Source organism: uncultured Flavonifractor sp., assembly GCF_944385615.1.
Taxonomy (GTDB): Bacteria; Bacillota; Clostridia; order Oscillospirales; family Oscillospiraceae; genus Flavonifractor.
Genome location: NZ_CALWXV010000013.1, coordinates 1 through 25,278, shown reverse-complemented (window position 1 = coordinate 25,278; position 25,278 = coordinate 1). Strand labels below are relative to the sequence as shown.

At 60.8% G+C, this 25,278-nt stretch carries 23 protein-coding genes and 1 other annotated feature; of the genes, 8 read left to right on the top strand and 15 right to left on the bottom strand.

Features of this window, described 5'->3' with window-relative positions; genetic code table 11:
- The first annotated feature begins 203 nt into the window (after nucleotides 1-203).
- From glnA to Q0J75_RS05310, 4 genes are all read left to right on the top strand, one after another.
- Nucleotides 204-1,535, top strand: coding sequence for a type I glutamate--ammonia ligase (gene glnA / locus Q0J75_RS05325; protein WP_297197759.1), 1,332 nt, complete (start codon nucleotides 204-206; stop codon nucleotides 1,533-1,535).
- Between the two features lie 80 nt (nucleotides 1,536-1,615).
- A complete protein-coding gene (locus Q0J75_RS05320) occupies nucleotides 1,616-2,152 on the top strand; it encodes an ANTAR domain-containing response regulator (RefSeq protein WP_297197757.1) in 537 nt (178 codons plus the stop codon).
- A 129-nt stretch (nucleotides 2,153-2,281) separates the two neighbouring features.
- Entirely contained in the window at nucleotides 2,282-6,823 is a 4,542-nt protein-coding gene (gene gltB / locus Q0J75_RS05315; protein WP_297197754.1) for a glutamate synthase large subunit, read from the top strand.
- A 2-nt stretch (nucleotides 6,824-6,825) separates the two neighbouring features.
- The gene (locus Q0J75_RS05310) at nucleotides 6,826-8,283 is read left to right on the top strand and encodes a glutamate synthase subunit beta (RefSeq protein WP_297197751.1); all 1,458 of its coding nucleotides are present in this window, start codon (nucleotides 6,826-6,828) and stop codon (nucleotides 8,281-8,283) included.
- A gap of 97 nt (nucleotides 8,284-8,380) precedes the next feature.
- Here Q0J75_RS05310 and Q0J75_RS05305 read toward each other — a convergent pair whose 3' ends face one another.
- From Q0J75_RS05305 to Q0J75_RS05280, 6 genes are all read right to left on the bottom strand, one after another.
- Nucleotides 8,381-9,130, bottom strand: coding sequence for a PAQR family membrane homeostasis protein TrhA (locus Q0J75_RS05305; protein WP_297197749.1), 750 nt, complete (start codon nucleotides 9,128-9,130; stop codon nucleotides 8,381-8,383).
- A 269-nt stretch (nucleotides 9,131-9,399) separates the two neighbouring features.
- Nucleotides 9,400-10,827, bottom strand: coding sequence for a DUF4340 domain-containing protein (locus tag Q0J75_RS05300; protein WP_297197747.1), 1,428 nt, complete (start codon nucleotides 10,825-10,827; stop codon nucleotides 9,400-9,402).
- Nucleotides 10,827-12,278 (bottom strand): GldG family protein, encoded by a 1,452-nt coding sequence (locus tag Q0J75_RS05295; RefSeq protein WP_297197744.1) that lies wholly within the window; start codon nucleotides 12,276-12,278, stop codon nucleotides 10,827-10,829. The genes Q0J75_RS05300 and Q0J75_RS05295 overlap by 1 nt, the downstream gene beginning before the upstream one ends.
- On the bottom strand, nucleotides 12,278-13,141 hold the full coding sequence (locus Q0J75_RS05290; RefSeq protein ID WP_297197741.1) for an ABC transporter permease subunit: 864 nt from the start codon (nucleotides 13,139-13,141) through the stop codon (nucleotides 12,278-12,280). Before Q0J75_RS05290 ends, Q0J75_RS05295 begins: the two co-directional genes overlap by 1 nt.
- Nucleotides 13,138-14,136, bottom strand: a complete 999-nt coding sequence (locus tag Q0J75_RS05285) for an ABC transporter ATP-binding protein (RefSeq protein WP_297197738.1) — start codon at nucleotides 14,134-14,136, stop codon at nucleotides 13,138-13,140. The genes Q0J75_RS05290 and Q0J75_RS05285 overlap by 4 nt, the downstream gene beginning before the upstream one ends.
- Before the next feature lie 465 nt (nucleotides 14,137-14,601).
- The gene (locus Q0J75_RS05280) at nucleotides 14,602-15,159 is read right to left on the bottom strand and encodes a TetR/AcrR family transcriptional regulator (RefSeq protein ID WP_297197735.1); all 558 of its coding nucleotides are present in this window, start codon (nucleotides 15,157-15,159) and stop codon (nucleotides 14,602-14,604) included.
- Between the two features lie 167 nt (nucleotides 15,160-15,326).
- On the opposite strand from Q0J75_RS05280, the gene yaaA reads away from it, so the two are divergent.
- A complete protein-coding gene (gene yaaA, locus Q0J75_RS05275) occupies nucleotides 15,327-16,076 on the top strand; it encodes a peroxide stress protein YaaA (protein ID WP_297197732.1) in 750 nt (249 codons plus the stop codon).
- A 1-nt stretch (nucleotide 16,077) separates the two neighbouring features.
- Nucleotides 16,078-16,536: a thioredoxin-dependent thiol peroxidase gene (gene bcp / locus Q0J75_RS05270; RefSeq protein ID WP_297197730.1), complete on the top strand. Its 459-nt coding sequence runs from the start codon at nucleotides 16,078-16,080 to the stop codon at nucleotides 16,534-16,536.
- 62 nt (nucleotides 16,537-16,598) lie between these two features.
- Here bcp and Q0J75_RS05265 read toward each other — a convergent pair whose 3' ends face one another.
- The 4 genes from Q0J75_RS05265 to Q0J75_RS05250 all read right to left on the bottom strand — a co-directional run bounded on the left by Q0J75_RS05265 (nucleotide 16,599) and on the right by Q0J75_RS05250 (nucleotide 18,684).
- The gene (locus Q0J75_RS05265; protein ID WP_297197728.1) at nucleotides 16,599-16,961 is read right to left on the bottom strand and encodes a serine proteinase; all 363 of its coding nucleotides are present in this window, start codon (nucleotides 16,959-16,961) and stop codon (nucleotides 16,599-16,601) included.
- 92 nt (nucleotides 16,962-17,053) lie between these two features.
- Nucleotides 17,054-17,470 (bottom strand): GtrA family protein, encoded by a 417-nt coding sequence (locus Q0J75_RS05260; protein ID WP_297197726.1) that lies wholly within the window; start codon nucleotides 17,468-17,470, stop codon nucleotides 17,054-17,056.
- Nucleotides 17,454-18,419, bottom strand: coding sequence for a glycosyltransferase family 2 protein (locus Q0J75_RS05255; RefSeq protein WP_297197724.1), 966 nt, complete (start codon nucleotides 18,417-18,419; stop codon nucleotides 17,454-17,456). Before Q0J75_RS05255 ends, Q0J75_RS05260 begins: the two co-directional genes overlap by 17 nt.
- A 67-nt stretch (nucleotides 18,420-18,486) precedes the next feature.
- Nucleotides 18,487-18,684: a helix-turn-helix domain-containing protein gene (locus Q0J75_RS05250; protein ID WP_297197721.1), complete on the bottom strand. Its 198-nt coding sequence runs from the start codon at nucleotides 18,682-18,684 to the stop codon at nucleotides 18,487-18,489.
- 118 nt (nucleotides 18,685-18,802) lie between these two features.
- Between Q0J75_RS05250 and Q0J75_RS05245 the strand changes: the two genes are divergently transcribed.
- Nucleotides 18,803-19,081, top strand: coding sequence for a hypothetical protein (locus Q0J75_RS05245; RefSeq protein ID WP_297197718.1), 279 nt, complete (start codon nucleotides 18,803-18,805; stop codon nucleotides 19,079-19,081).
- Between the two features lie 87 nt (nucleotides 19,082-19,168).
- Here the strand turns inward: Q0J75_RS05245 and Q0J75_RS05240 are convergent, their stop codons facing one another.
- The 5 genes from Q0J75_RS05240 to Q0J75_RS05220 form a co-directional block, all read right to left on the bottom strand.
- The gene (locus Q0J75_RS05240) at nucleotides 19,169-19,879 is read right to left on the bottom strand and encodes a sigma-70 family RNA polymerase sigma factor (RefSeq protein ID WP_297197715.1); all 711 of its coding nucleotides are present in this window, start codon (nucleotides 19,877-19,879) and stop codon (nucleotides 19,169-19,171) included.
- Nucleotides 19,876-20,319 carry an anti-sigma F factor gene (gene spoIIAB, locus Q0J75_RS05235; RefSeq protein WP_297197712.1) on the bottom strand — a complete coding sequence of 148 codons (444 nt, stop codon included), beginning with the start codon at nucleotides 20,317-20,319 and terminating at the stop codon, nucleotides 19,876-19,878. Before spoIIAB ends, Q0J75_RS05240 begins: the two co-directional genes overlap by 4 nt.
- Before the next feature lie 19 nt (nucleotides 20,320-20,338).
- Nucleotides 20,339-20,677, bottom strand: a complete 339-nt coding sequence (locus Q0J75_RS05230) for an STAS domain-containing protein (protein ID WP_297197710.1) — start codon at nucleotides 20,675-20,677, stop codon at nucleotides 20,339-20,341.
- A 91-nt stretch (nucleotides 20,678-20,768) separates the two neighbouring features.
- The gene (locus Q0J75_RS05225; RefSeq protein ID WP_297197839.1) at nucleotides 20,769-21,509 is read right to left on the bottom strand and encodes a hypothetical protein; all 741 of its coding nucleotides are present in this window, start codon (nucleotides 21,507-21,509) and stop codon (nucleotides 20,769-20,771) included.
- A gap of 196 nt (nucleotides 21,510-21,705) precedes the next feature.
- Nucleotides 21,706-24,339 (bottom strand): valine--tRNA ligase, encoded by a 2,634-nt coding sequence (locus Q0J75_RS05220; RefSeq protein WP_297197706.1) that lies wholly within the window; start codon nucleotides 24,337-24,339, stop codon nucleotides 21,706-21,708.
- Nucleotides 24,340-24,389: 50 nt separating this feature from the next.
- Nucleotides 24,390-24,596 (bottom strand) — a binding site (T-box leader).
- Between the two features lie 199 nt (nucleotides 24,597-24,795).
- On the opposite strand from Q0J75_RS05220, the gene Q0J75_RS05215 reads away from it, so the two are divergent.
- Nucleotides 24,796-25,164, top strand: coding sequence for a hypothetical protein (locus Q0J75_RS05215; protein WP_297197703.1), 369 nt, complete (start codon nucleotides 24,796-24,798; stop codon nucleotides 25,162-25,164).
- Nucleotides 25,165-25,278: the final 114 nt, after the last annotated feature.

Here is a 25,278-nt window from a genome sequence, read left to right as displayed (position 1 = left end):
GCATAAAATTCACCTTGTCTCAACTCCCATTCTACTGTTATCTTTCCTAAAATTCATTCGGTCTTCAATTTTCCATTGACAAACACACCTGTTCACACTATACTTACACCATCAGTTGAGAACGAAGGCGTTCCAACCCATCCAGGGTGGGAGCGCCTTCTTCTTTTTCTTTCAATTTGAAAGAAGGAAAGGAGATACCTGCAATGTCGTATACCAAGGAAGATATCATCCGCATCGTCCGCGAGGAGGATATTGAGTTTATCCGCCTCCAGTTCACCGACATCTTCGGTCAGCTGAAGAACGTGGCTATCACCGCCTCCCAGATTGAGAAAGCTGTCAACAACCAGATCATGTTCGACGGCTCCTCCATTGAGGGCTTTGTCCGTATCGACGAATCCGACCAGTATCTCTATCCCGATCTGAATTCCTTCGTGGTCTTCCCCTGGCGTCCCAGCCACGGCAAGGTGGCCCGACTGATCTGCGACGTCTACAACCCTGACGGTACCCCCTTTGTGGGCGATCCCCGTGGCACCCTGAAGCGGGTGCTCCAGCGGGCCAAGGATATGGGCTATGACGCCTTCAACGTGGGCCCCGAGGCCGAGTTTTTCCTGTTCCAGACCGACGACGAGGGCCGCCCCACCACCAAGACCAACGACGAGGCGGGCTACTTCGACCTGGGCCCCCTGGACCATGGCGAGGGCACCCGCCGGGAGATCTGCATGGCTCTGGAGCAGATGGGCTTCGAGATCGAGGCCAGCCACCACGAGGTGGCCGTGGGCCAGCATGAGATCGACTTCAAGTATGCCGACGCCCTCCACGCCGCCGACAACATCATGACCTTCAAGCTGGCGGTCAAGACCCTGGCTCAGAAAAACGGCCTTCACGCCACCTTCATGCCCAAGCCCATCTTCGGCATCAACGGCTCCGGTATGCACACCAACATGTCCCTGTTCCGGGACGGCAAGAACGCATTCTATGATCCCAACGGCGAGAAGGGCCTGTCCAAGGAGGCCTACAGTTTTATTGCCGGTCTGCTGGCCCATGTGAAGGGCATGGCGGCGGTGACCAACCCCCTGGTCAACTCCTACAAGCGGCTGGTACCCGGCTATGAGGCCCCCTGCTACCTGGCTTGGTCGGCCTCCAACCGCTCCGCCCTCATCCGCATCCCCGCCTCCCGGGGCCAGTCCACCCGGGTGGAGCTCCGCTCCCCCGACCCGGCCTGCAACCCCTATCTGGAGCTGGCTGTCTGCCTGGCCGCCGGTCTGGACGGCATTGAGAAGGGCATGACCCCGCCTGCCGAGGTCACCGAAAACATCTTTGTGATGGACCAGGCCACCCGGGAGGCCAACGGCATCGACAACCTACCCGGCTCTCTGGAGGAGGCCATCCAGGCCATGAAGGCCGACCGGCTCATCATGGACACCCTGGGCGAACACATCGCCTCCAACTACATCGCCGGCAAGGAGGCCGAGTGGGACGAGTACCGCACCCGCGTGTCCTCCTGGGAGCGGGACAAGTACATCATCAACTATTAACCCCTGGTCCGGCGGCGGGGCTTCTCCTCCGCCGGACTCCCCCCAAACATCAGCCTCCTCACAGTTGGGAGTGAATGGACATGGAACAGGTGATCGTCGCCTTTGAAAATACCAAAAGCGCCAGCCGCATTAAAGAAATTTTGGAGACCTCCGGCACAGCCTCCTGCATCCTCTGCAAGACGGCAGACCAGATCCGCCGCACGGTCAACAAGATCCACATCACCGCCGTGATCTGCGGTTACAAGCTGGCCGACCAGACGGCGGAGGCCCTGGCCGACGACCTGCCCCCCTCCTGCGCCCTGCTGGTTCTGGCCGGTCAGAATCTGCTGGATCTGCTGCAAAACGACGATATCTTCCGTCTGCCCGCCCCCGTCTCCAAGAGCGACCTTACCGCGTCGGTGCGGATGCTCCTCCAGATGGGCCACCGGCTGGAGCGGGCCCTGCGGCCCCGCCGCTCCCCGGAGGAGCTGGAGCTGATCCAGCAGGCCAAAGCCCTGCTCATGGACCGCAACGGCATGACTGAGGAGCAGGCCCACCGTTTTTTGCAAAAAACCAGCATGGACAACGGAACAAAATTGCTCCAGACGGCACAAATGGTACTGGACAGCGGAGAATAGGGCAGAATAAAGAACACCGAGACAAGGTAGTCTCACGGCGGCAGTCGGAGACGGACTGCCGCCTTTTTTACAGCCGCCGCCCCTGCCCCCAGGTCGGCGGGCAATTTTACCCGGAAAGGGGAATCGACCATGAAAACAGAAGGCTATCCGCCTCGCGGACTCTATCACCCCGCCTTTGAGCATGACAGCTGCGGCATCGGAGCCGTGGTAGATATCCAGGGCAGACCCAGCCACCGGACGGTGGACGACGCGCTGAAGATCGTGGAAAAGCTGGAGCACCGGGCGGGCAAGGACGCCCAGGGCAAGACCGGCGACGGCGTGGGCATCCTGGTCCAGATCTCTCACCGCTTTTTCTCCAAGGCCGCGCCCGCGGCGGGCATTGACCTGCCCGGCCCCCGGGACTACGGCGTTGGTATGTTCTTCTTCCCCCAGGATACTCTGAAGCGCAGCCAGGCCAAGAAGATGTTCGAGGTCATCGCCGCCAAGGAGGGCCTGACCTTCCTGGGCTGGCGGACGGTGCCGGTGTGCCCGGAGATTCTGGGCCAGAAGGCCCTGGACAAGATGCCCGTCATCGAGCAGGCCTTTGTGGCCCGGCCGGAGGATGTGTCTCAGGGGCTGGACTTTGACCGCAGGCTCTATATCGTCCGGCGGGTGTTTGAGCAGTCCAACGACAACACCTATGTGCCCTCCCTGTCCAGCCGTACCATTGTGTACAAGGGCATGTTCCTGGTGGGCCAGCTGCGCAAGTTCTATCCCGACCTTCAGAGCAAGGACTACCAGTCCGCCATTGCTCTGGTCCACTCCCGGTTCTCCACCAACACCAATCCCTCCTGGGAGCGGGCCCACCCCAACCGGCTGATGGCTCACAACGGTGAGATCAACACCATCCGGGGCAACGTGGACCGGATGCTGGCCCGGGAGGAGACCATGTCCTCCCCCCTGCTGGACGACCAGATGGACAAGGTGCTGCCGGTGGTCAGCGTGGCGGGCTCCGACTCGGCCATGCTGGACAACACCCTGGAGTTTCTTATGATGGCGGGTATGGACCTGCCCCTGGCGGTGATGGCCTGCATCCCCGAGCCCTGGAAGGAGGACAAGGCTATCTCCCGGTCCAAGCGGGATTTATACCAGTATTACGCCACCCTGATGGAGCCCTGGGACGGTCCGGCCTCTATCCTCTTCTCCGACGGCGACGTAGTGGGCGCGGTGCTGGACCGCAACGGCCTGCGCCCCTCCCGCTACTATGTCACCCGGGACGGCCGGCTGATCCTGTCCTCCGAGGTAGGTGTACTGGACCTGCCGGCGGATCAGATCGTGGAAAAATCCCGGCTCCAACCCGGCCGGATGCTGCTGGTGGACACCGTCCAGGGCCGCATCATCGGCGACGACGAGCTGAAAGAGTCCTACGCCGCCCGCCAGCCCTACGGCGAGTGGCTGGACGGCAACCTGCTCCACCTGAAGGACCTGCCCATTCCCAACCATCGGGTGGAGCGCCACACCAAAGAGGGGCTTCACCGGCTGCAAAAGGCCTTCGGCTACACCTACGAAGACGTACGCACTACCATCCTCCCCATGGCCCGCACCGGGGCGGAGCCCACCGCCGCCATGGGCGCCGATATCCCTCTGGCGGTGCTGGACGACAAGGACCAGCCCCTGTTCAGCTACTTCAAGCAGCTCTTCGCCCAGGTCACCAACCCGCCTATCGACGCCATCCGGGAAGAGGTGGTCACCGACACCACCGTTTATGTGGGCGACGACGGCAACCTGTTGGTGGAGGGCCCGGAGAACTGCCGGGTGCTCCAGATCCACAACCCCATCCTCACCTCCACCGACCTGATGAAGATCAAGGCCATGAAGCAGCCCGGCTTCCATGTGGAGACTGTGTCCATCCTCTACTATAAAAACACCCCCCTGGACCGGGCCCTGGATCACCTGGCCCTGGCGGTGGACCGGGCCTGGCGGAAGGGGGCCAACGTCATCATCCTATCCGACCGGGGCGTGGACGAAAACCACGTGGCCATTCCCTCCCTGCTGGCAGTGTCCGCCATGGAGCAGCATCTGATCCGCACCAAAAAGCGCACCGCCGTTTCCATTCTGCTGGAATCCGCCGAGCCCCGGGATGTACACCACTTTGCCACCCTGCTGGGCTACGGCGCCCGGGCCATCAACCCCTATCTGGCTGAGGAAACCATTGTAGAGCTCATCGACGAGGGCCTGCTGGATAAGGATTACCACACCGCCGTGGCCGATTACAACGGCGCTATTCTCCACGGCATCGTGAAGATTGCCTCCAAAATGGGCATCTCCACCCTCCAGTCCTACCAGTCCGCCCAGATTTTTGAGGCCATCGGCATCAGCCGGGCGGTGATCGACAGGTACTTCACCAACACCGTCTCCCGGGTGGGCGGCATCGGTCTGACGGAGATCGCCGACATGGTCAACCGCAACCACTCCAAGGCCTATGACCCCCTGGGACTGGGCACCGACCCAACCCTGGACAGTCTGGGGGCCCACAAGGCCCGCTCCGGCGGCGAGGACCACATGTACAACCCCCAGACCATCCATCTGCTGCAGGAGGCCACCCGCCGGGGGGATTACGGCCTGTTCCGGCAGTATACCGCCCTGGTGGACGACGAGACCCGCCCCCACACCCTGCGGGGCTTGCTGGACATGAAGTATTCCGACACGCCCCTGCCTCTGGATCAGGTGGAGAGTGTGGACTCCATTGTCAAGCGCTTCAAGACCGGCGCCATGAGCTACGGCTCCATCTCCCGGGAGGCCCACGAGTGTCTGGCTCAGGCCATGAACCTGCTGGGGGGCAAGTCCAACTCCGGCGAAGGGGGAGAGGAGCCCGACCGGCTGGCCGACCCCGCCCGCAACTCGGCCATCAAACAGGTGGCCTCCGGCCGCTTCGGCGTCACCAGCGCCTATCTGGTCAGCGCCAAGGAGATCCAGATCAAAATGGCCCAGGGCGCCAAGCCCGGCGAGGGCGGCCATCTGCCCGCCGGTAAGGTATACCCCTGGATCGCCCGGTGCCGCCACTCCACCCCCGGCGTCACCCTGATCTCTCCCCCGCCCCACCACGACATCTACTCCATCGAGGATCTGGCCCAGCTGATCTATGATCTGAAGTGCGCCAACCGGCAGGCCCGCATTTCGGTCAAGTTGGTCAGCGAGGCAGGCGTAGGTACCATCGCCGCCGGTGTGGCCAAGGCCGGCGCTCAGGTGGTGCTGGTGTCCGGCTATGATGGGGGCACCGGCGCGGCCCCCCGCACCTCCATCCACAACGCCGGTCTGCCCTGGGAGCTGGGGCTGGCCGAGACCCACCAGACTCTGATCCAGAATGGCCTGCGCTCCCGTGTGGTGGTGGAGACTGACGGCAAGCTGATGAGCGGCCGGGATGTGGCCATCGCCTGTATGCTGGGGGCCGAGGAATTCGGCTTTGCCACCGCCCCCCTGGTGACCATGGGCTGCGTCATGATGCGGGTGTGCAACCTGGACACCTGCCCTGTGGGCGTAGCCACCCAAAACCCGGAGCTGCGCAAGCGGTTCCGGGGCAAGCCGGAATATGTGGTCAACTTCATGCGCTTCATCGCCCAGGAGCTGCGGGAGCACATGGCCAAGCTGGGTGTGCGCACCGTGGAGGAGCTGGTGGGCCGCACCGACCTGCTGGCCGTCCGGGCCCCGGCGGTCAACGACCGAGCCGCCACGGTGGACCTGTCTGCCATCCTGGACAACCCCTATGTAGGCACCGAGGCCAAGACCCACTTTGACCCAGCGGACGCCTACGATTTCCACCTGGAGGACACCCTGGACCTGAAGTGTCTGGAGCGCAAGCTGGGCAACGCCCTGGCCCAGGGGGCTCCCAAGCGGCTGGAGGTGGCGGTTTCCTCCACCGACCGGGCGGTTGGCACCATTCTGGGCTCCGACATCACCCGGCTCCACGGGGACAGCCTGCCCGGCGGCACCTTTACCGTCAAGTGTACCGGCGGCGGCGGTCAGTCCTTCGGCGCATTCCTCCCCAAGGGCCTGACCCTAGAGCTGGAAGGCGACGCCAACGACTACCTGGGCAAGGGCCTCTCCGGCGGCCGTCTGGTGGTCTATCCCCCCAAAAACAGCACCTTTGACCCGGCGGAAAACATTCTGGTGGGCAACGTGGCCCTGTACGGCGCCACCAGCGGCCAGGCCTTTCTGAACGGCGTGGCCGGTGAGCGGTTCTGTGTCCGCAACTCGGGGGCCTCCGCTGTGGTGGAGGGCGTGGGCGACCACGGCTGTGAGTATATGACCGGCGGCCGGGTGGTTGTCCTGGGCCGCACCGGCAAGAACTTTGCCGCCGGTATGAGCGGCGGCGTGGCCTATGTACTGGACGAGGACCGTGACCTGTACCTGCGGCTGAACAAAGCCCTGGTGTCCATGGATCCGGTCACCGAGAAGCATGACGCCGCCGAACTGCGGGAACTGATCCAGGCCCACGCAGACGCCACCGGCTCGGCCAAAGCCAAGCACATTCTGGAACACTTTGGGGACTATCTGCCCCTGTTTAAAAAGATCCTGCCCCACGACTACGACCGGATGCTGCGCACCATCGCCCAGTATGAGGAGAAGGGCATGAGCCGGGAAGAGGCACAGGTGGAGGCCTTCTATGTCAACACCCACCAGAAGGGGGAGTAACCATGGGAAAACCAACCGGATTTTTGGAATATCAGCGCAAGAGGAATCCCTCTGAGGCCCCCCTGGAGCGTATTCAGCACTATAACGAGTTCCACCCCCGGCTCAGCCGGGACGACCGTCGGCGGCAGGGCGCCCGGTGCATGGCGTGCGGCGTGCCTTTCTGCCAGTCCGGGGCGGTGCTCAACGGCATGGTATCCGGCTGTCCCCTTCACAACCTGGTGCCCGAGTGGAACGATCTGATCTACACCGGCAACTTCACCCACGCCCTGGAGCGGCTGCTGAAGACCAACAACTTCCCCGAGTTTACCGGTCGGGTGTGCCCCGCCCTGTGCGAGGCGGCCTGTACCTGCGGCCTCCACGGGGACCCGGTCACCGTCCGGGAAAACGAGCTGGGCATCATCGAGGACGCCTGGGAGCGGGGGCTGATGGGCCCCTGTCCCCCTAAGGCCCGCACCGGCAAGAAGGTGGCGGTGGTGGGCTCCGGCCCCTCCGGCCTGGCCTGTGCCGACCAGCTCAACCGGCGGGGCCACTGGGTCACTGTTTTTGAGCGAGAGGACCGGCCCGGCGGCCTGCTGATGTACGGCATCCCCAACATGAAGCTGGAGAAAACCATCGTTCAGCGCCGTCTGGACCGGATGGCCGCCGAGGGTGTAACCTTCCGCACCGGGGCGGAAGTGGGCCACGACCTGTCCCCCCAAGCTTTGAGGGAGCAGTTTGACGCGGTGGTGCTGTGCTGCGGCGCCGCCCAGCCCCGGGACCTGGCGGTCCCCGGCCGGGAACTGGAGGGTGTCTGGTTTGCGGTGGACTTTTTGAAGGAAACCACCCGCAGCCTGCTGACCCACAACCTGGCCGAGGGCACCTACCCCTCCGCCAAGGGCAAGCGCGTGGTCATTGTGGGCGGCGGCGACACTGGCAATGACTGTGTGGGCACTTGCATCCGCCACGGCTGCGCCAGTGTGGTGCAGTTGGAAATGATGCCCAAGGCCCCTGACCAGCGAACAGAAAACAACCCCTGGCCGGAGTGGCCCCGGGTGTGCAAGACCGACTACGGCCAGGAGGAGGCCATCGCCTGCTTCGGCTACGACCCCCGGATCTACGAAACCACGGTGGCCGAGCTGCTGGGGGACGAGCAGGGCAAGCTGAAGGCGGTCAAGATCGTCAAGCTGGGCCCCGACCACAAGCCTCTGCCCGGCACCGAAGAGGTGCTGGACTGTGAGCTGCTCCTCATCGCCGCCGGTTTCCTTGGGCCCCAGGACTATGTGCCGGAGGCTTTCCAGCTGGAGCGCACCCCCCGCTCCTGCGTCAAGACCGCCGAGGGCGGCTATGCCACCAATGTGCCCGGCGTCTTTGCCGCGGGCGATATGCGCCGGGGCCAGTCCCTGGTGGTGTGGGCCATCCAGGAGGGCCGGGGCGCAGCCCGGGATGTGGACCAGTATCTGATGGGATACACGAATTTATAAGAGAGAGGGGCCGCAGCGACTGCTGCGGCCCCTTTCTTTTTTGTGACTCTACAGCAAAAACCGATGGACCCCCTTGGGGTCCATCGGTTTTTGAATCTTATAGCGCGGCGACCACCTGATACATCAGCATAAAGTGGAACAGGGAGCCGGCCAGGATAAACAGATGGAAGATCTCATGGCAGCCGAACTTGGCGTTGTTCCGGCCGGGCCACTTGACGGCGTAGAGCACTCCACCGATGGTGTAGAGGATACCGCCGCCCAGCACCCAGAACATACCCGCGGCGGGGAGCACCTGAAGCAGCGGCACCAGCGCGGTGACGGCCAGCCAGCCCATGGCGATATAGATGCCGGCGGTGAGCCAGCGGGGGGCGGAGATCCACACCAGGGTGAGCACCAGACCGGCCAGAGCCAGCCCCCAGATCACACCGAAGAGCCCCCAACCCCAGGCCCCTACCTCCCGCAGGGCCACCAAACACACGGGGGTGTAGCTGCCGGCGATGAGGAAATAGATGGAGGCGTGGTCAAACTTCCGCAGGGCGATGCGCCCGGCCACACTGGTGTTGATGCAGTGGTACAGGGTACTGGCGGTATACAGCCCCACCATGCTCACCCCGTAGATCAAAAAGGAGACCAGATGCCAGATGCTCAGCCCCTCCAGCAGGCACCGGGCCACCAGCAGCACCGTGCCCGCTGCGGCCAGCACGGCTCCAATTCCGTGGGTGATGGCCGACCAGGGCCGCAGGCCGTCATAGGGGTCCCGCTTCTTTTTGGCCTTGCGCACCGGTCGGGCTGCCGCATGATAAAAGAGGGCGGAGGGCGTGCTCCGTAACATATTTTCCTGATTCATAGCATTCACCTGTCCATCTGAGAAACACGAGTAAGGTTTTTCTTCTCTGGTTATAGTATAGTCTCCACTCTATAATCTTGTCAACAGCAAAACATAATATAATTTTGAAAATTATATTACAATTTCTGTACAGGGTTCCACGCCCTCAGTATGTCCGGCAGCTCCAGTCGTCATTCCCGCCCACAACAGGAAACGCCTGGAAAACCGAGACCGGCGCGCCTCACATAACGGCACGCCGGTCCCAAAAAATGAAAGATGGAGAACGCTTGTTAATCCTCTGTAAAGAGGTCGTCCAGCGCATCGGTAAGCCCGGAGACCGCGCTGCGGTCCACCAGCCGCCCGGCTCCTCCGTCAAAGACCGCCAGACAGGAGCTGGTGTCATAAGCGTACAAGTCCAGGGTCAGCTGGGCAAAATAGGTGGTATCCCGGTAGATGGTAAAGCTGACCAGCAACTCCCCCTGTCCGGCACTGCCGCCGTCGCCGGTGGCGATCAGACCGTTGATGGCGTTCAGCAGGGTTTCCACCGCAGTGCTGTCCAGCTCTACGCCGTCACAGGTGTACAGAGGCACCGTCTCCACAACGGGATCGCCGCCCTCGGCCACGGTTTCCTCCTCCTGTTCGTCAAAGGAAATGGTATGGGTCACCCCATCCACCGTCACCTCCAGCCGGTCCACGGTATCCCAGTCCACAGTACAGATCCCATCCCCCCGCAGAGAGGAATAGGAGGCATACTGCAAACTGTCCGCCGTATCGCTGTTGATGAGGTAGACCATCCGGGAATCGGCCAGCCGGGCATAGGTGCCGCTGTCGGTCTCCTCCCCCAGATAGAGGGTGAAGGTTTCCGGCTGCACGTCGCCCTCTTCGTCATCCTCACTGCTGGACGGCTCATAGGTGAGGACCACCTTGACTGCCGAGTCCTCGTCCAGCCCCCAGGCGGCCAGTTCCTGGTCGTCGGCGTCATAATTGACGCAGGACATCCAGGTCAGGCCAGTGAGGCTGGAGGTGAGAGAGCTGACCTTTCCGGTGTCCAGGGCTAGCCGGGTGCCGTCCTGCTGTTCCAGGAACCAGTGGAGGTCTGTATTGTAGGTCAGGCTCTCGTTATCTTCCAAATAGGATAGGGTGATGCTGCCGTCGGGCTGGGTCACGGAGAGCCCGGTCACGGTTCCAAAGGCGGGCAGACTCTCCATCTGCACCATGTCGTACAGACCCAGAGAGAAGGCGTCCTGCAACGCACTGTCCACCAGATAGACCTTGCTCTCGTCCCCGTTGTACAGCAGGTAATACTCCTGGGTCACCTCATTCTGATCGCCAATGGCAAAGGTATAGGCCGTGCCGTCTCCGTCAGTAGCGGTGATGGTGAGGCTTGGGTCATCCAGGCCGTAGTCGGCCAGTGTTTCCGGCTCGTCCAGCACCCGACTGGCGGTCAGACCGGACAGCGCCCCGGTCATCTCCTCCGGCACATCTTGGTTCAGTGGGAAAGCCCCGTCGTCGGCATAGCTCCAGCTGTCGTCCTCTTTCACCAAGGCAAGAGTCACGCCGTCAGAGGTCCACTCCAGCCGGGCAGCGTCGGCGGGCGTGGTCAGGGCCACTCCTTCCTCCTCGGTGGGCTGGGCATTCACCGTACGGGCCACAGCGTAGCCCGCCCCCAGCACCACCAGAGCGCCGCACAGGAGTAATAATTTTTTCCCTCGGTTCATCAGCGTCTCCTCCTTCGGATGGTCACCACAGCGCCGCCCACCAGGAAGGCCAGGGGCACCACAGCCACCAGGATCAGGCTCCAGGTGGAGGCCGAGGAGGAGGGCACCGTCAAATACTCTGTGGACAGGTCCTTGGCCCGGATGGAGATGGCGCTCTCCCGCTGGCACATCCAGTCCAGTGTGTTGAGGAACAGGTCATTGTTGGCCCCCGCCACCCGCAGGTTGTTGTCGCTGTCAAACATATAGCTGGTGGTGAGCCAGACGATACCGGTTTGTCCCCCCTCCACCTCTTCGGTGATGGCTACGCCCAGGGCAAAGGGACAGTCTGCGTCCCCCTCTTCCTTATCAAAGGTGGTGATGTTGTAGCCGTCAGCCTTGGCATAGGCCGAGCTGGAGGTGGTGAGCAGCTGGGTCACCGTCAGGCCGTCCCGCAGCTCATCGGACACTGTGATCCCCTGGGCGATGGGCATCAGGATATAGTAGCCCCCATCCACCAGAGGCTGAGTCACATCATGGCTGTTGATCTCGGGCAGCAGGTAGTAATTGTAGCCCTGCATGTGACGGCTGCTGTCCCCCTCCAGCACAATGCCGTCCATCAGGGCAGTGCCATAGTAGGCCATCAGCTCGGCCAGATTGGGCATCTCCGCGTCAATATAGTCGGTGACCAGCAGCAGTTTTCCGCCTCCCTGGAGGTAGGTCAGCAGGGCGTCCTTTTCCTCAGAAGAGAGATCCCGCTTGGGCGAGTAGAGGATAATAGCGTCAGCGTCCTCCGGCACAGCCTCGCCGTTGACCAGGGACAGCTCCTCCAGCAGCAGATTTTCCTCCTCCGCCCCCTGGGTCAGTTCGGTGGGCAGCGTGCTCTCGCCGTGGCCGGTAAGGGTGTACACCACTGGCAGATCCTCGTTGGTGACATAGTCGATGGCGGAGGTCAGCTCGCTCTCCCCGGCAAACTGGGTGGAGGCGGTACCGGTGGTATAGTAGGCGGAGTAATCGGTGGTGTAGATGTCGTAGTAACTGATGTACCGGCTCCGGTCACCGCATACCACGATGAGAGAGTTATTGTACAGGGTGGCGTCGGTATACTGCTGGGCAAAGTTGGGATAGACCACCGGGTCCTTTTCCACCACCTTCAGGTGCTTGGACAGGCTCTCGTACCGCTCCAGCAGTTGTCCCAGGGTGGAGTCCTCGCTGCCGCTCTGGACGATCCAGTAGACGGTGACATCCTCCTCCAGGGCGGCGGTCAGCTGCTCGGTCTGGCTGGACAAGGAATAAAGGCCCGTATCGGTCAGATCCACCTTGGTCCAGGAGGCCGGCAGGGCGTTGACCATCAGATTGAGAGCCACCGCAATGGCGATGACAATGGCGGCGGCGGCCAGACTGTAGCCTCCCGCCCGAAAGGCGCGGCTGCGGAAGGAGTGCTTCACGCCGCTCCACGGTATGTTACGCTTCATCAGCTCCACCTCCGTTTCTCCATGGACTGTACTGCCAGAAAGAGGGCGACAGCGATGACAGACAGGAAGTAAAGAACGGCGGTCAGATCAAAAACCCCGTTGGCAAAGACATAGAACCGCTCAAAAACCGAAAGGCCGTCGGCCAGCTTGCCGAACAGACCGGCGAAAGCGTCGGACGCCGTCAGATAGGCCACAAAGAGTCCTGCCTCCCCCGCAATGGCCACCACCAGCGCCGCCGGTGTGGAGCGGGTGAAGATCCGCACCAGACCGGCCGCCGCCAGCACCGTCACCAGCAGAGCCGCCAGAGAGGCCCCAGTGGAATCGGGCACCAGATCGGACAGGTCCGCCATAAAGAAGATCAGCAGCATAACGCCGAAGCACAGTCCGGCGGCCACTGCCTGATTCTCGGTCAGAGAGGAGATGAACAGGCCGATGGCGGCCAAAGTGGCGGACAGCAGGAAAAAGCCCACCAGCGTCCCGTAGGCTGTGGGGAGAAAGACGCTGCCGAAGGCGGACAGCAGCAGGGGATACAGCCCCATGATGGCGCAGGGAATGGCCACCACCGTGAGCATGGCCAGATACTTGCCCAGCACCACCCGGGTCATGCCCAAGGGCAGGGCGTAGAGCAGCTGGTCGGTTTTCTGCCGCCGCTCCTCCGCGACGACCCGCATGGTGAGCACCGGGATGGCAATGAGGAAAATGATGCTCATAGCCTGGAGTACATACTCAAAATTGGGATAACCGGCATTGAGATTATAGATCATGGTGTAGATGCCGGAAAAGACCAGCAAAAAGGCGATGAACACATAGGCGGTCATGCCGTGGAAGTAGGAGCCCAGCTCCCGCCGGTAGATGGCTGTCATGGCTCCTCACCTCCCTCTTCCGCTTCGTCCGTCTCGGCCTCCGGTTCGGTCCGCTCCTCCGTCTGCTCCGGGTCGGCGGCGGTGAGCTCCAGGAACACATCTTCTAGACTGGCCTTTTTCTGATCCATCCGCAGGATGGGCAGATTGGCCCCGGCGCAGGCGTAAAACACCCGCTCGCTCAGCTCATCTGACGGCTGGCTCTCCAGGCAGACCCGCAGGCGACCCTCTTCCTCAGGCTGGCAGGTCAGCTTCTCCGCAAAGGGCGCCAGGGCGGCCCGCACTGCCTCCTCTCCGCCCTTGATGGTAAGCTCCAGGGTGGCCGTCCCGGCAAAGAGCTTCTCTAAATTGTCCGGGGTGTCGCTGGCCACCAGCCTCCCCCGGGACAGGATCATGATCTGGCGGCACACCGCCCGCACCTCAGACAGAATATGGCTGCTGAGGATGACGGTATGCTCCTCCCCCAGGGCCTGAATCAGGTCCCGGATCTCAATGATCTGGATGGGGTCCAGGCCCACGGTGGGTTCGTCCAGAATGATGACGTGGGGCTCCCCCAGCAGGGCCTGGGCAATGCCCACCCGCTGCTTATAGCCCTTGGACAAATTTTTAATCAGCCGGTCCTTCACCCCCTGGATCTGGGTCACTTCCATGGCCCGGTCCAGCTGGCTCTGCCGAGCGCTCCGGTCCACGCCCTTGGCCCGGGCCACAAAATCCAGATACTCCAAAGGCGTCATATCCGGGTACACCGGCGGCTGCTCAGGCAGATAGCCGATCAGGGCCTTGGCTTTGGCCGGTTCCTCAAAGATGTCATAGCCGTCAATACGGACAGTCCCCTCGGTGGCCGCCAGGCAGCCCGTCATAATGTTCATGGTGGTGGACTTGCCCGCGCCGTTTGGCCCCAGGAAACCGTAGATCTGCCCCGGCTCCACCGTCAGGCTCAGGTCGGACAGGGCCGTATGGCTGCCGTACCGCTTGGTGAGATGGTCGATCTCGATCAAATGCTTTCCCTCCTTACGCGCGCCGCGGAAGTACGGACGCTGTCCCTGATTATAGACTTTCTGCTTAAAATAATCTGAAAAACAGGCAAATAGAGGGAATGATTTGCAGTTTGTTTAAAAATTAGCCATAGTTAGGACATAGTTCCTCTGTCTTTGGGACACAAGAGTATCCACTTTGACAGAATAAAAAAACGGCTGCCAATAGCAGCCGCTTGAGACTGGTAAAAAAGACCTAAAGGTCTTTTTTACCAAAGGATTGCATGATGGATGGGGTTCGATTTCTTGCGAAATGGTCACCCCATCCGTCATGAGAAGTGTCCTTTCCGAGGCGCATGTCCCCGGAAAGGACGGATTTTGATTTGATTCCGCCGCCTGCGGGCGGCGGAACTCTGCGAGGCTTCCTGATTAGGAATTTTTCCCACAAGTTAAATAACTACCAACAACTGCTGTACTCCTTATAAAATCTCAGTATAGCACCCGGCGGATCATTTCCAGCTGCTGCTCACAGCTCTGCTCCCCCCGCAGCAGCGCCGAGAGCAGTATGGAAAAGACCAGCTCCACAAAGCCCTCCGGCGTCAGGCGCTCGTCAAATACATCGGAGCGCACCTGTTCGTCCTGGAGCAGCACCTTGCACATATCCTCCCGCAGTTTGGCCTGGGTCCGCTCCATCATCCGCCTGCCCTCCAGCTTCCCGCCGGTGGTAAAGCCCATGGCGTGAAGGGTCAGAAAACCGGGATAGGTCTCATTCCCCGTCTGCATACTGTGATAAAGCCACGCCGCGCAGCGGCAAAACCGTTCCTCTGTCCCAAAGCACTCCGGCACCTGGAACAGCTCCTGCCACACGCTCTCCACCGTGGCCATGACCAGTTCTGTTTTGGACGGAAAATAGTTATACAAAGACCCTACCGCCACGCCGCATTCCGCCGCTACCGAGCGCATATTGAGGGCCGACCAACCCCGCTCCCGCAGCAGCCCCCGGCTGGCCTCCAGAATGACATCCCTGGATATGACCGCAGTCCGCATGGGCCCTTTCACCTCTCTTCAAACCTCTTTCTCATTCTCCTGATGAATAATTATACTAGCACGTTTTTTCCGTCTTTGCAACCGTCCCGCATCCCCTGGTTGCCTGGGCCAAAAACCGTGGTATAATGTCATTACCTGATTCCACTGTATCATCAGGAGGGAAACCCATGCGTATTTTAATTTCCCCTGCCAAAAAAATGCGGGTGGACACCGACAGCTTTGCCCCGGAGGCCCTGCCCGCTTTTCTGCCGGAAACCGAGCGGCTGCTGGCTGCCCTGCAATCCAGGACCGCCAAGGAATTACAGCGGTTATGGAAGTGCAATGACGCCATTACCGCCCTCAATGTCCGGCGGCTGGAAACCATGGACCTGCGCCGGCAGCTCACCCCCGCTCTGCTGTCCTATGAGGGTATCCAGTACCAATACATGGCCCCCGGCGTGTTTGACCGGGACCAGCTTGCCTACGTCCGGGAACACTTACGCATCCTCTCCGGCTTTTATGGTCTGCTGCGGCCCTTTGACGGGGTCACCCCCTACCGCTTGGAGATGGCCGCGCCCCTTTCGGTGGATGGCCACAAGGACCTGTACGCCTTTTGGGGGGACAAGCTGGCCCGAACGCTGGCCGGTGAGACTGATCTGGTGGTCAATCTGGCCTCCAAGGAGTACAGCCGGGCGGTAATCCCCCATCTGCTTCCCTCCGTCCGCCTGCTCACCTGCACCTTTGGGGAGCAAAAGGGGGATAAGGTGGTGGAAAAGGGTACCATGTGCAAAATGGCCCGGGGGCAGATGGTCCGCTGGATGGCGGAACATGACGTCCAATCGGCTGAGGCCCTGACCGCCTTCTCCGATCTGGGCTACCGCTTCTCCCCCGCCCACTCCCAACCGGACCACTATGTATTTTTAAAGGAGGAACCATAACATGCTGGAAGTTGGAACCCACGCCCCGGACTTTACCCTGCCTGACAAAGACGGCAACCCTGTCACCCTGTCCAGTTTCCTGGGCAAACGGGTGGTACTCTATTTCTATCCCCGGGACAATACCCCCGGCTGCACCCGCCAGGCCTGCGCCTATGCCGCCTCCTTCGGGGAATTTCAGGCCCTGGACACGGTGGTCATCGGCATCAGCAAGGACTCGGTGGCCTCTCACCAGAAATTCGCAGAAAAAAACAGTCTGCCCTTCCTGCTCCTCTCCGACCCGGAGCTAACCGCCATTCAGGCCTATGGCGTTTGGCAGGAGAAAAAGAATTACGGCAAGGTGAGCATGGGTGTGGTGCGCTCCACCTTTGTCATTGACCCCAACGGCGTGATCGAAAAGGTCATGCCCAAGGTCAAGCCGGACACCAACGCCGCCGACATTTTGGCCTATCTCAAAGGTTAAAAGCGGCTCACCAACAAAAAATGGCCCCCGCCATCCGGCGGGGGCCATTTTTGTTCTTCTTTTTATTCCTCTGTGTCGTCGATATCCTGGAACTCAGCATCCTTGACCTCAGCCGTGGCCTGGATGATGTCCTCGTCGGACAGCACGCCCTCCCGCTTGAGCTGGGCGATGCGGGCCTTGTTCTCCTCAATGTTGCGGCGGGCGGCGGTGATCCGTTGGCACAGGGCGGCATAGGCCGGCTCGGGTGCGCTCCCCTGCTCGGCGTAATAGAGCTTGCCGATCTCCAGATAGGCCTTACGGATGGCGTCCTCCTCGCCGGAATTGTTCAGGGACAGCTTGGTGATCTCCATCAGCTGCTTGGACTTGGCCATACCGGCCCGGCCCAGATCCGCCGCCTTGTCTCTCAGTTCGTCGATAAAAGCCATACTACCTGCCTCCTTGCGGTTTATTCAGCAGATATTATTTTAATCCCTTTTCCCGATATACGCAAGGGGAGCCCGTCGGATTTCACACAAATTTAATCCGCCGCTTCCCGTTTTTTCTGAAAGGCGAAAAACCGCTGTCCGAAATAGTTGAGCACGGTATACAGGGCCATGCCCCCCAATTTGGTGAGCCGCTCCTGCCAGAGCAAGCTCAGGCCGGTATTTCCCAGCACCCATCCGGCAATGGGCTGGGCCAGGGCATAGGCCACCACATAGCACACCGCCACGTTGATGGCAAATTTCACCGCCGAGCGCAGCAGGGTCTCCTGGCTGCGGAAGGTGAAGTGCCGGTTGAGGAAAAAGCTCATCACCGCTCCCGCCACATAGGCGATGGCGGTGGACGGCCAGTAGCCCAGCCCCTCCAGCAGGAACATGAGCACCATGGACAACAAGGTGTTGCCCACCCCCACCAGCAAAAACTTGGGGATGCTTGTATCAATCAGCTTTGCCATGCTTGTCCTCCAGCACCTCCCGGATCAGGAACCGGGGCCGCTCCTTGGTCTCCAGATAGATCTTTCCAATGTACTCGCCGATGACCCCCAGAGAGAGCAGGATCAGCCCGCCGATGGCCCACACCGAGCAGATCAGGCTGGCCCAGCCCAAGATGGTCTCCCCCATGGCCCAGCGGACAATGGAGTAGATCAGCATGATGATGCTGATGGCGAACACCAAAAAGCCCAGGCCGGTAATCATGCGGATGGGCTTGACCGACAGGGAGGTGATGCCCTCCATGGCAAAGGACAGCATTTTTTTCAGAGGGTACTTGCTCTCACCGGCAAAGCGCTCCCCCCGCTCGTACTCCACGGTGCCGGTGCGGTAGCCGATCATGGGCACAATGCCCCGGAGGAACAGGTTGACCTCCCGGAACTGGGACAGCCCCTCCAGCGCCCGGCGGGACATGAGGCGGTAGTCGGCGTGGTTGAACACCGTCTCCGCTCCCATGGCGTTCATCAGACGGTAAAAACCCTCGGCGGTAAAGCGTTTGAAGAAGGTATCCTTCTTTCGGGAGGAGCGCACACCGTAGACGATATCACACCCGGCGTAATACTGCTCCACCATGCGGTCCACCGCGTCCACGTCGTCCTGCAAGTCGGCGTCCATGGAAATGGCCATGTCACACCGCTCCTTGGCGGTCATCAGCCCCGCCAGCAGAGCGTTCTGGTGGCCCCGGTTGCGGGTCAGGTCCACCCCGGAGAAAAGGGGACAGGTCTGGTGCAGCTCCTCGATGACCTCCCAGGTCCTGTCCTTGGAGCCGTCGTTGACAAACAGAATCCGGCTATCCCTGGAGACAGTCCCCGCCGCCATCATGGCCTCCAGCTTTTCCCGCAGCCGCCGGGACGTTTCAGGGAGCACCTCTTCTTCGTTGTAGCAGGGGACAACAATATAGAGAATATCTTCCATATCACTCCAACTTCCTTGTTGTTTTTCCATCTGGTCATTATACGCTCTTTAGACGAAAAAAACCACTCTAGGTTTCCTCCTGATGGAATAAAGAAATCTCTAAAATCTCACAGATTTTCATAAGCGTCGGAAGTGTGGGATTACGGACACCTGTTTCAATTTGGTTCATATAGGGTTGTGATATCCCAACAAGTTTCGCCAATTGATTCTGACTAATCCCTTTTTCCTGCCTTTTTTGGCGAATCAATACCTTATAATCATTCACCGTTTCCACCTCGCTTGTATTATATAGCTGACAGCAATAGGTGTAAATTATTGCTTTATGCAATATATCAATTGAATCATATATTGCAATGTGCTATAACCTCATTGAGGTGACAAATATGGAAAAACCCTTCCGTCTGTTGGAACAAACGAAAACCCTGCTGCTCCAGGAAAAACTGTCCCGCCTGGCCCCCTACGGAAAGGCCAAACGGGACAGCGAAACCATCTGGACACAATTCCAGGACACGCACCCGGAACCGGTAGTGGAAGAGGTGCTGGACCTGTTGGACTACCGGGACCGGGCGACCTCCTGGCGGCTGGACGCCGCCTTCTGCCTGGGCCTCCGGCTGGGCATGGAGCTGGGCCGCCTAGACGAGTTTTGGGACAGCGAAGCGTAGGGCCGCCATATATGGCGGCCGCAGGCTGCAAAACAGAGCGGGCTGCATCTCCTCGAAAAAATGCTTGCATTTTTGAGAAGCGTCTCGCTACTCCTCCAGCTTGTGCCGCAGCTTTTCCACCGCCCGGCGCTCAATGCGGGACACTTGGACCTGGCTTACCCCCAGCACCTTGGCCGCCCGCTCCTGGGTCATCCCCCGGTAATAGCGCAGCAAAATGACCTGCTTTTCCCGGTCGGGCAGGGAGGAAATGGCCCCCCGCAGGGCCTCCCGCTCCACCACCGCCTCCTCCATGCCGTCGGTGCCCAGCACGCTCTCCAGGGTCAGGCCGTCGCTGGTCTCCATCTGAAGAGAGGCCACCGGCAGTCCCGCCTCCTCGGCGGCGGCGATCTCCTCCGGCTCCAGCCCGGTGGCCTCGGACAGCTGGGACAGGGTGGGCTCCCGGCCCAGGGCGGCGGCCAACCGCTCCCGGGCGGCCCGGATGACTGCCCCCCGCTCTTTCAGGCCCCGGCTTACCTTGATGGTCCCGTCGTCCCGCAGATACCGGCGGATCTCACCGGCGATCTTGGGCACGGCATAGGTGGAGAACTGACAGCCAAAGGCGGGGTCAAATCCCCGTACCGCCTTGACAAACCCCAGACACCCCAGCTGATAGAGATCCTCCGGCTCCACCCCCCGGCCATAGTAGCGCCGCACGATGGACCAGATCAGACCGCCGTTTTCCTCAATGAGCCGGGCGCAGGCCTCGTTATCCCCCCGGCGGGCCTCCTCCAGCAGGGCGGGGGTGTCCGCCACGCTCATCCGGCCCCTCCCGCCCGGCGGGAGATACGGCGGCGCATGGTGACCACCGTTCCCTTCCCCGGCGTGGAGCGCACCTTGACCAGGTCCATAAAGCTCTCCATAATGGTAAAGCCCATGCCGCTGCGCTCCTCTCCGCCGGTGGTATACATGGGTTTCCGGGCCTGCTCCACGTCGGGAATCCCCACCCCCTTGTCCTTGATCTGGATCTCCAGGGTGTAGTCCTCAAACAGCCGCAGCCGCATATGTACCATGCCCAGACTGTCCGGGTAGGCGTGGACGATGCAGTTGGTCACCGCCTCGCTCACCGCCGTTTTGATGTCGTTGACCTCCTCCAGGGTGGGGTCCAGCTGGGCGGCAAAGCAGGCCGCCGTGGTACGGGCAAAGCTCTCATTGGCCGACCGGCTGAGAAAGGCCACCACAGCCTCGTTCTTGGGTTTCATGATGTATATCCTCCGTCCTTCAAATTTGACCTGGCTTTCCTGCCGTTTGGGCCGGGATCATGAGAATCAGCCGGTCCAGCCCCGCCGCCCGCAGGACCTTGTCCGCCTGCTCCGGCACGTTCACCACCTGCATGGACCCCTCCAGCTCCCCCATCCTGCGGCAGGCCCGCAGCAGGATGGCAATGCCCGAGCTGTCCATAAAGGTGACGCCCCCCAGGTCCACCGTCAGCTTCTTGGGCAAGACCAGGTCCATCTGCCGTACCAGCTCCCCCAGAATCTTCCTGGCCCGGTGGTGATCCACCTCTCCGTCAATGGCGGCGTACAGCTCCCGATGCTCCGCCTTGCAGGTCACTGCCATGGCTTGTCCCTCCTGTAAAAAAATCGCAGTATACCAATTTTTGGTATACTGCGATCCTATCACAACTCGTCTATATAATTTGTCGAAGGGGTCAACGGACCAGGGAAAAATCGGTAAAGATCCACTTCTCCCCTACTTTTTCGTATGGGAAGTCAAAGGTCAGCGAACCGGTCACCGCGCCGTTCTGCTCCGGGTCCACCACCTCCACCGTCACCCGCACGGTACAGCGGTCCGGGTTATCATCCCGCAGCACCTGGGCGGTCTCAGACCCCCGGGTGATATCGGTGCCCCGGCCGCCATCCTGCCCATAGAGTACGCCGTCAATATCCACATACTGCTTCCCGTCATAGGGCATCAGCCGTTCCACCAGATCGTCGGAAAACAAGCTCTTCAGATGGCCCCGCAGGCTGGCAGTGCTGTCAATACCGGGGTAGTCCACCCGGTAGTATACCTGGCCGTCCAGCTCCTTGCTGTCCGAGCGGTCGAGGGGCAGGGGCTCCACCTGGAACCACCAGAAGGCCTCCACCGCCGCCCGATAGGCAGCTAGCACCGTCTCGTCGTCCGGCCTGTTGTCATCGGACGGGGCGGGTGTAGGCGTGGGGGTGGGCGTAGGGATGGGGTCAGGGGAAGGCTCCGGCGAATGGGTCGCCGGCGGAGCAGACGTCTCCACCGCCGGGGTACCCGATGGCACAGCAGAAGGGGTGGGCGGGGTACTCTCATGGAGCTCCGGTGTGACGGCCTCGCTGGGCGCGGCTGTAGCCACAACCTCCGTACCCTGGCAGGCGCTGGTACACCCGCTCAGCAGCAACAGCGCCGCCAAAAGCGGGATCACTTTCTTCAATTCTTCCAGCCTCCTTTCCAGCCCGCAACCTGTCTATCTGTTCCAGGCTTACTGTAATTCCAGTACATTTTATCCCATTCTCCGCCGAAGCACAACCACAGTTGTGTAACAAAGTATGACAAAACAGGCACAGAAACGCCGCCATCCGCATCCGATGGCGGCGTTTCGCAGTTTTTCTACCCTTTGGTCAGCCCAAAGCAGCGGCAGATTCTTCCAATTTCGCCAGCAGAGCCCGCAGCTTGTCCGCCCGTTCCCGCTCGGCCTCCACCACATTGGCGGGGGCCTTGTTCACAAAGCCGGGGTTATTGAGCTTGGTCTCCAGCTTGTCCAGCTCCTTGCGGTTCTTGTCCAGCTCCTTCTGGATACGGGCCTTCTCCTTCTCCAGGTCCACCAGCTCAGCCAAGGGCAGGAAGAGCCGGGCGGCGTGGGTGGCGACGGCCACCATGCCCTGGGTTTCCAGAGCGGCGTCGGCGTCCACCACCTTCACCTCGCTGGCGTAGGCCAGACGCTTCAGGAAGGGGATACCCTGCTCAAAGACCGCCTTCTCCCCGGTGGCCACGGTGAGCTGAGCCTTCTTGGAGGGGGGCACGTTCATCTCGGCCCTTCTGGCCCGGATGGCCCGGATGGCGTCCATGACCAGCTCCATGGCCTTCTCCTCTTCGGGGAATTCCAGGTCGGCCCGGTGCTCCGGCCACTGCTGGAGCATCAGATAGTCGCCCTCATGGGGCAGCGCCTGCCAGATCTCCTCGGTGATATAGGGCATGAAGGGGTGGAGGAGCTTCAGAATCTCGGTGAGCACGTAGCACAGTACCTGCTGGGCCCGTACCTTGGCCCCCTCGTCCTCCCCCTGGAGGCGGGTCTTGGTCAGCTCGATATACCAGTCGCAGTAGGAGTCCCAGATGAAGTCGTACACCTTCTGAGCGGCCACGCCCAGCTCGTAGCGGTCCATGTTCTCGGTGATCTCAGGGATGACGCTGTTGAGCTTGGAGAGAATCCACTTATCCTCCAGCTCCAGCTGGTCGGGCAGCTGGCACTGGTCGATGGTCAAATTCATCATCAGGAAGCGGGAGGCGTTCCAGATCTTGTTGGCAAAGTTGCGCATGGCCTCGCACCGCTCGGTGTAGAAGCGCATATCGTTTCCGGGAGAGTTGCCGGTCACCAGGTTAAAGCGCAGAGCGTCGGCGCCGTACTGGTTGGCCATCTCCAGGGGGTCGATGCCGTTGCCCAGGGACTTGGACATCTTTCTGCCCTTGTCGTCCCGCACCAGGCCGTGGATGAACACAGTGTGGAAGGGGGGCTTGCCGGTGTGCTCACAGCCGGAGAAGATCATCCGGGCCACCCAGAAGAAGATGATGTCGTAACCGGTGACCAACACGTCGGTGGGATAGAAATACTTGTAGTCCTCGGTCTCCTCCGGCCAGCCCAGTGTGGAGAAGGGCCACAGAGCGGAGGAGAACCAAGTGTCCAGCACGTCCTCTTCCTGCTTGATATTGTGGGAGTGGCAGTGCTCGCACTCGGTGGGATCGGTCTCGGACACGGTGATGTGGCCGCACTCCTGGCAGGTCCAGGCGGGGATCTGGTGGCCCCACCACAGCTGGCGGGAAATACACCAGTCATGGACGTTCTCCATCCAGTTGGTGTAGATCTTGGAGAAGCGGTCGGGGACGAACTTGACCTCGCCCTCGTTGACCACCCGCAGGGCCTCTTTCGCCAGGGGCTCCATCTTCACAAACCACTGGGCGGAGATGAGGGGCTCCACGTCATTGTGGCAGCGGTAGCAGGTGCCCACGTTGTGCTGGTGGGGCTCCACCTTCACCAGGTAGCCCTGCTCCTCCAGGTCGGCTACGATGGCCTTCCGGGCCTCGTAGCGGTCCATGCCGGAGTAGCGGCCGTAGCCCTCCACCACCTTGCCGTTGTCGTCCAGCACCCGGATGGTCTCCAGGTTCTGGCGCAGGCCCACCTCAAAGTCGTTGGGGTCGTGGGCGGGGGTCATCTTCACGCAGCCGGTGCCGAACTCCATGTCCACATAGTCGTCGGCCACGATGGGCATCTCCCGGCCCACCAGGGGCAGGATGCACTTCTTGCCCACAATGTCCTTGTACCGCTCGTCGTTGGGGTTGACCGCCACGCCGGTGTCGCCCAGCATGGTCTCAGGCCGGGTGGTGGCCACGATAACATAGCGGCCTTCCTCCCCCTGGATGGGGTAGCGGATGTGCCAGAAATTGCCCGGCTTGTCCTGATACTCCACCTCGGCGTCGCTGAGGGCGGTGACACAGTGGGGGCACCAGTTGATGATGCGGGAGCCCTTGTAAATAAGGCCCTTCTTGTACAGAGAGACAAACACATGGCGGACAGCCTTGCTGAGGCCCTCGTCCATGGTAAACCGGGCCCGGGACCAGTCGCAGGAGGCGCCCAGCTTCTTCTGCTGCTCCACAATGCGGCCACCGTACTTGTGCTTCCAGTCCCACACCCGCTCCAGGAACTTCTCCCGGCCCAGGTCATAGCGGGACAGGCCCTCCTTGGTGCGCAGCTCCTCCTCCACCTTGATCTGGGTGGCGATACCGGCGTGGTCGGTGCCGGGCACCCACAGAGCGGCGTAGCCCTGCATCCGCTTGAAGCGGATCAGGATATCCTGAAGGGTGGAGTCCATGGCGTGGCCCATGTGGAGCTGGCCGGTGACGTTGGGGGGCGGCATAACAATGGTAAAGGGCTTCTTGTCGGGGTCCCGGTGGCCTTCAAAGCAGCCGTTCTCCTCCCACATCTTGTAGACGCGGCCCTCCACCTCCTGGGGTTCATAGACCTTGGGAAGTTCTTTCTTCATCTGATACACTCCTTTTCGGGGCAAAGCAAAAAGGTTCGCCCCAAGCTGTTGCTCAGGGCGAACCAAAAGTCCGCGGTACCACCTGAATTCCCCTTACGGGGCACTCTTGCCTCTGTAACGGGAGGGCCCGCCGCCTCTTACTCCATTCGGAGGCGGGACTCCGGGACGACCTTCCCTGCGCCTTCGGAGAGCCTTGCACCAAACCGGCTCCTCTCTGTACCTTTTGCGCAGGTACTCCTTCCCATCGCTGTCTTTGCACATGAATGGTTATAGTATAGGCATATTCGGTGTAAAAGTCAAGTAAAACCGGGGACAATCTATTGTAATCCGCCATTTTCCCTGTTATGATAATGATAAATAAGGGCGGAGCCTCGGTTTGCCCAACATAAGGAGGTAATCCCCATAACGTTTCTGTTGACCTGTCTTGGCGCCCTCCCCTTTGTCTTGGGTGGAGTCATGAACTGGGCTATGCTGACTTGGCAGAACTCGCTGCCACCTCTTTTGCTCATCGCCTTATTGCTTCTGCTGGTATGGGGCTTGATTGCCTTCCTGGCTCGGCCCCGCATGAAAAGTACTGCTGCGGTCATTCTGCCTCTTAATCTGATCGCCTTGCTTGTTCTGCTCCTGCTGGGTGTGCAGGAGCTCATCCTTCACGCATACTGGTTCAATCCCGTAGGCTGGCTGACCCAGTTTTACTATCTGCCTCTGCTGAGAGCCGGCGTCCTTCTGACTAGCTGGACTTCCTCCGTCTTTACAGCTTACTGCGCCACCTTTTTGTTGATGCTGGCTGCCTCCACTTTTGGCTGTAATCTGCGCAGAGCTTAATCGTCTCCAATAAAAAACGGTGCCATCCTAATGGGATGTGCACTTGTAAAATGAAAGTAGACACTCACAAAAGTGTGGGTGTCTACTTTTTTCATGGTAAGATGAAGAAAAGGA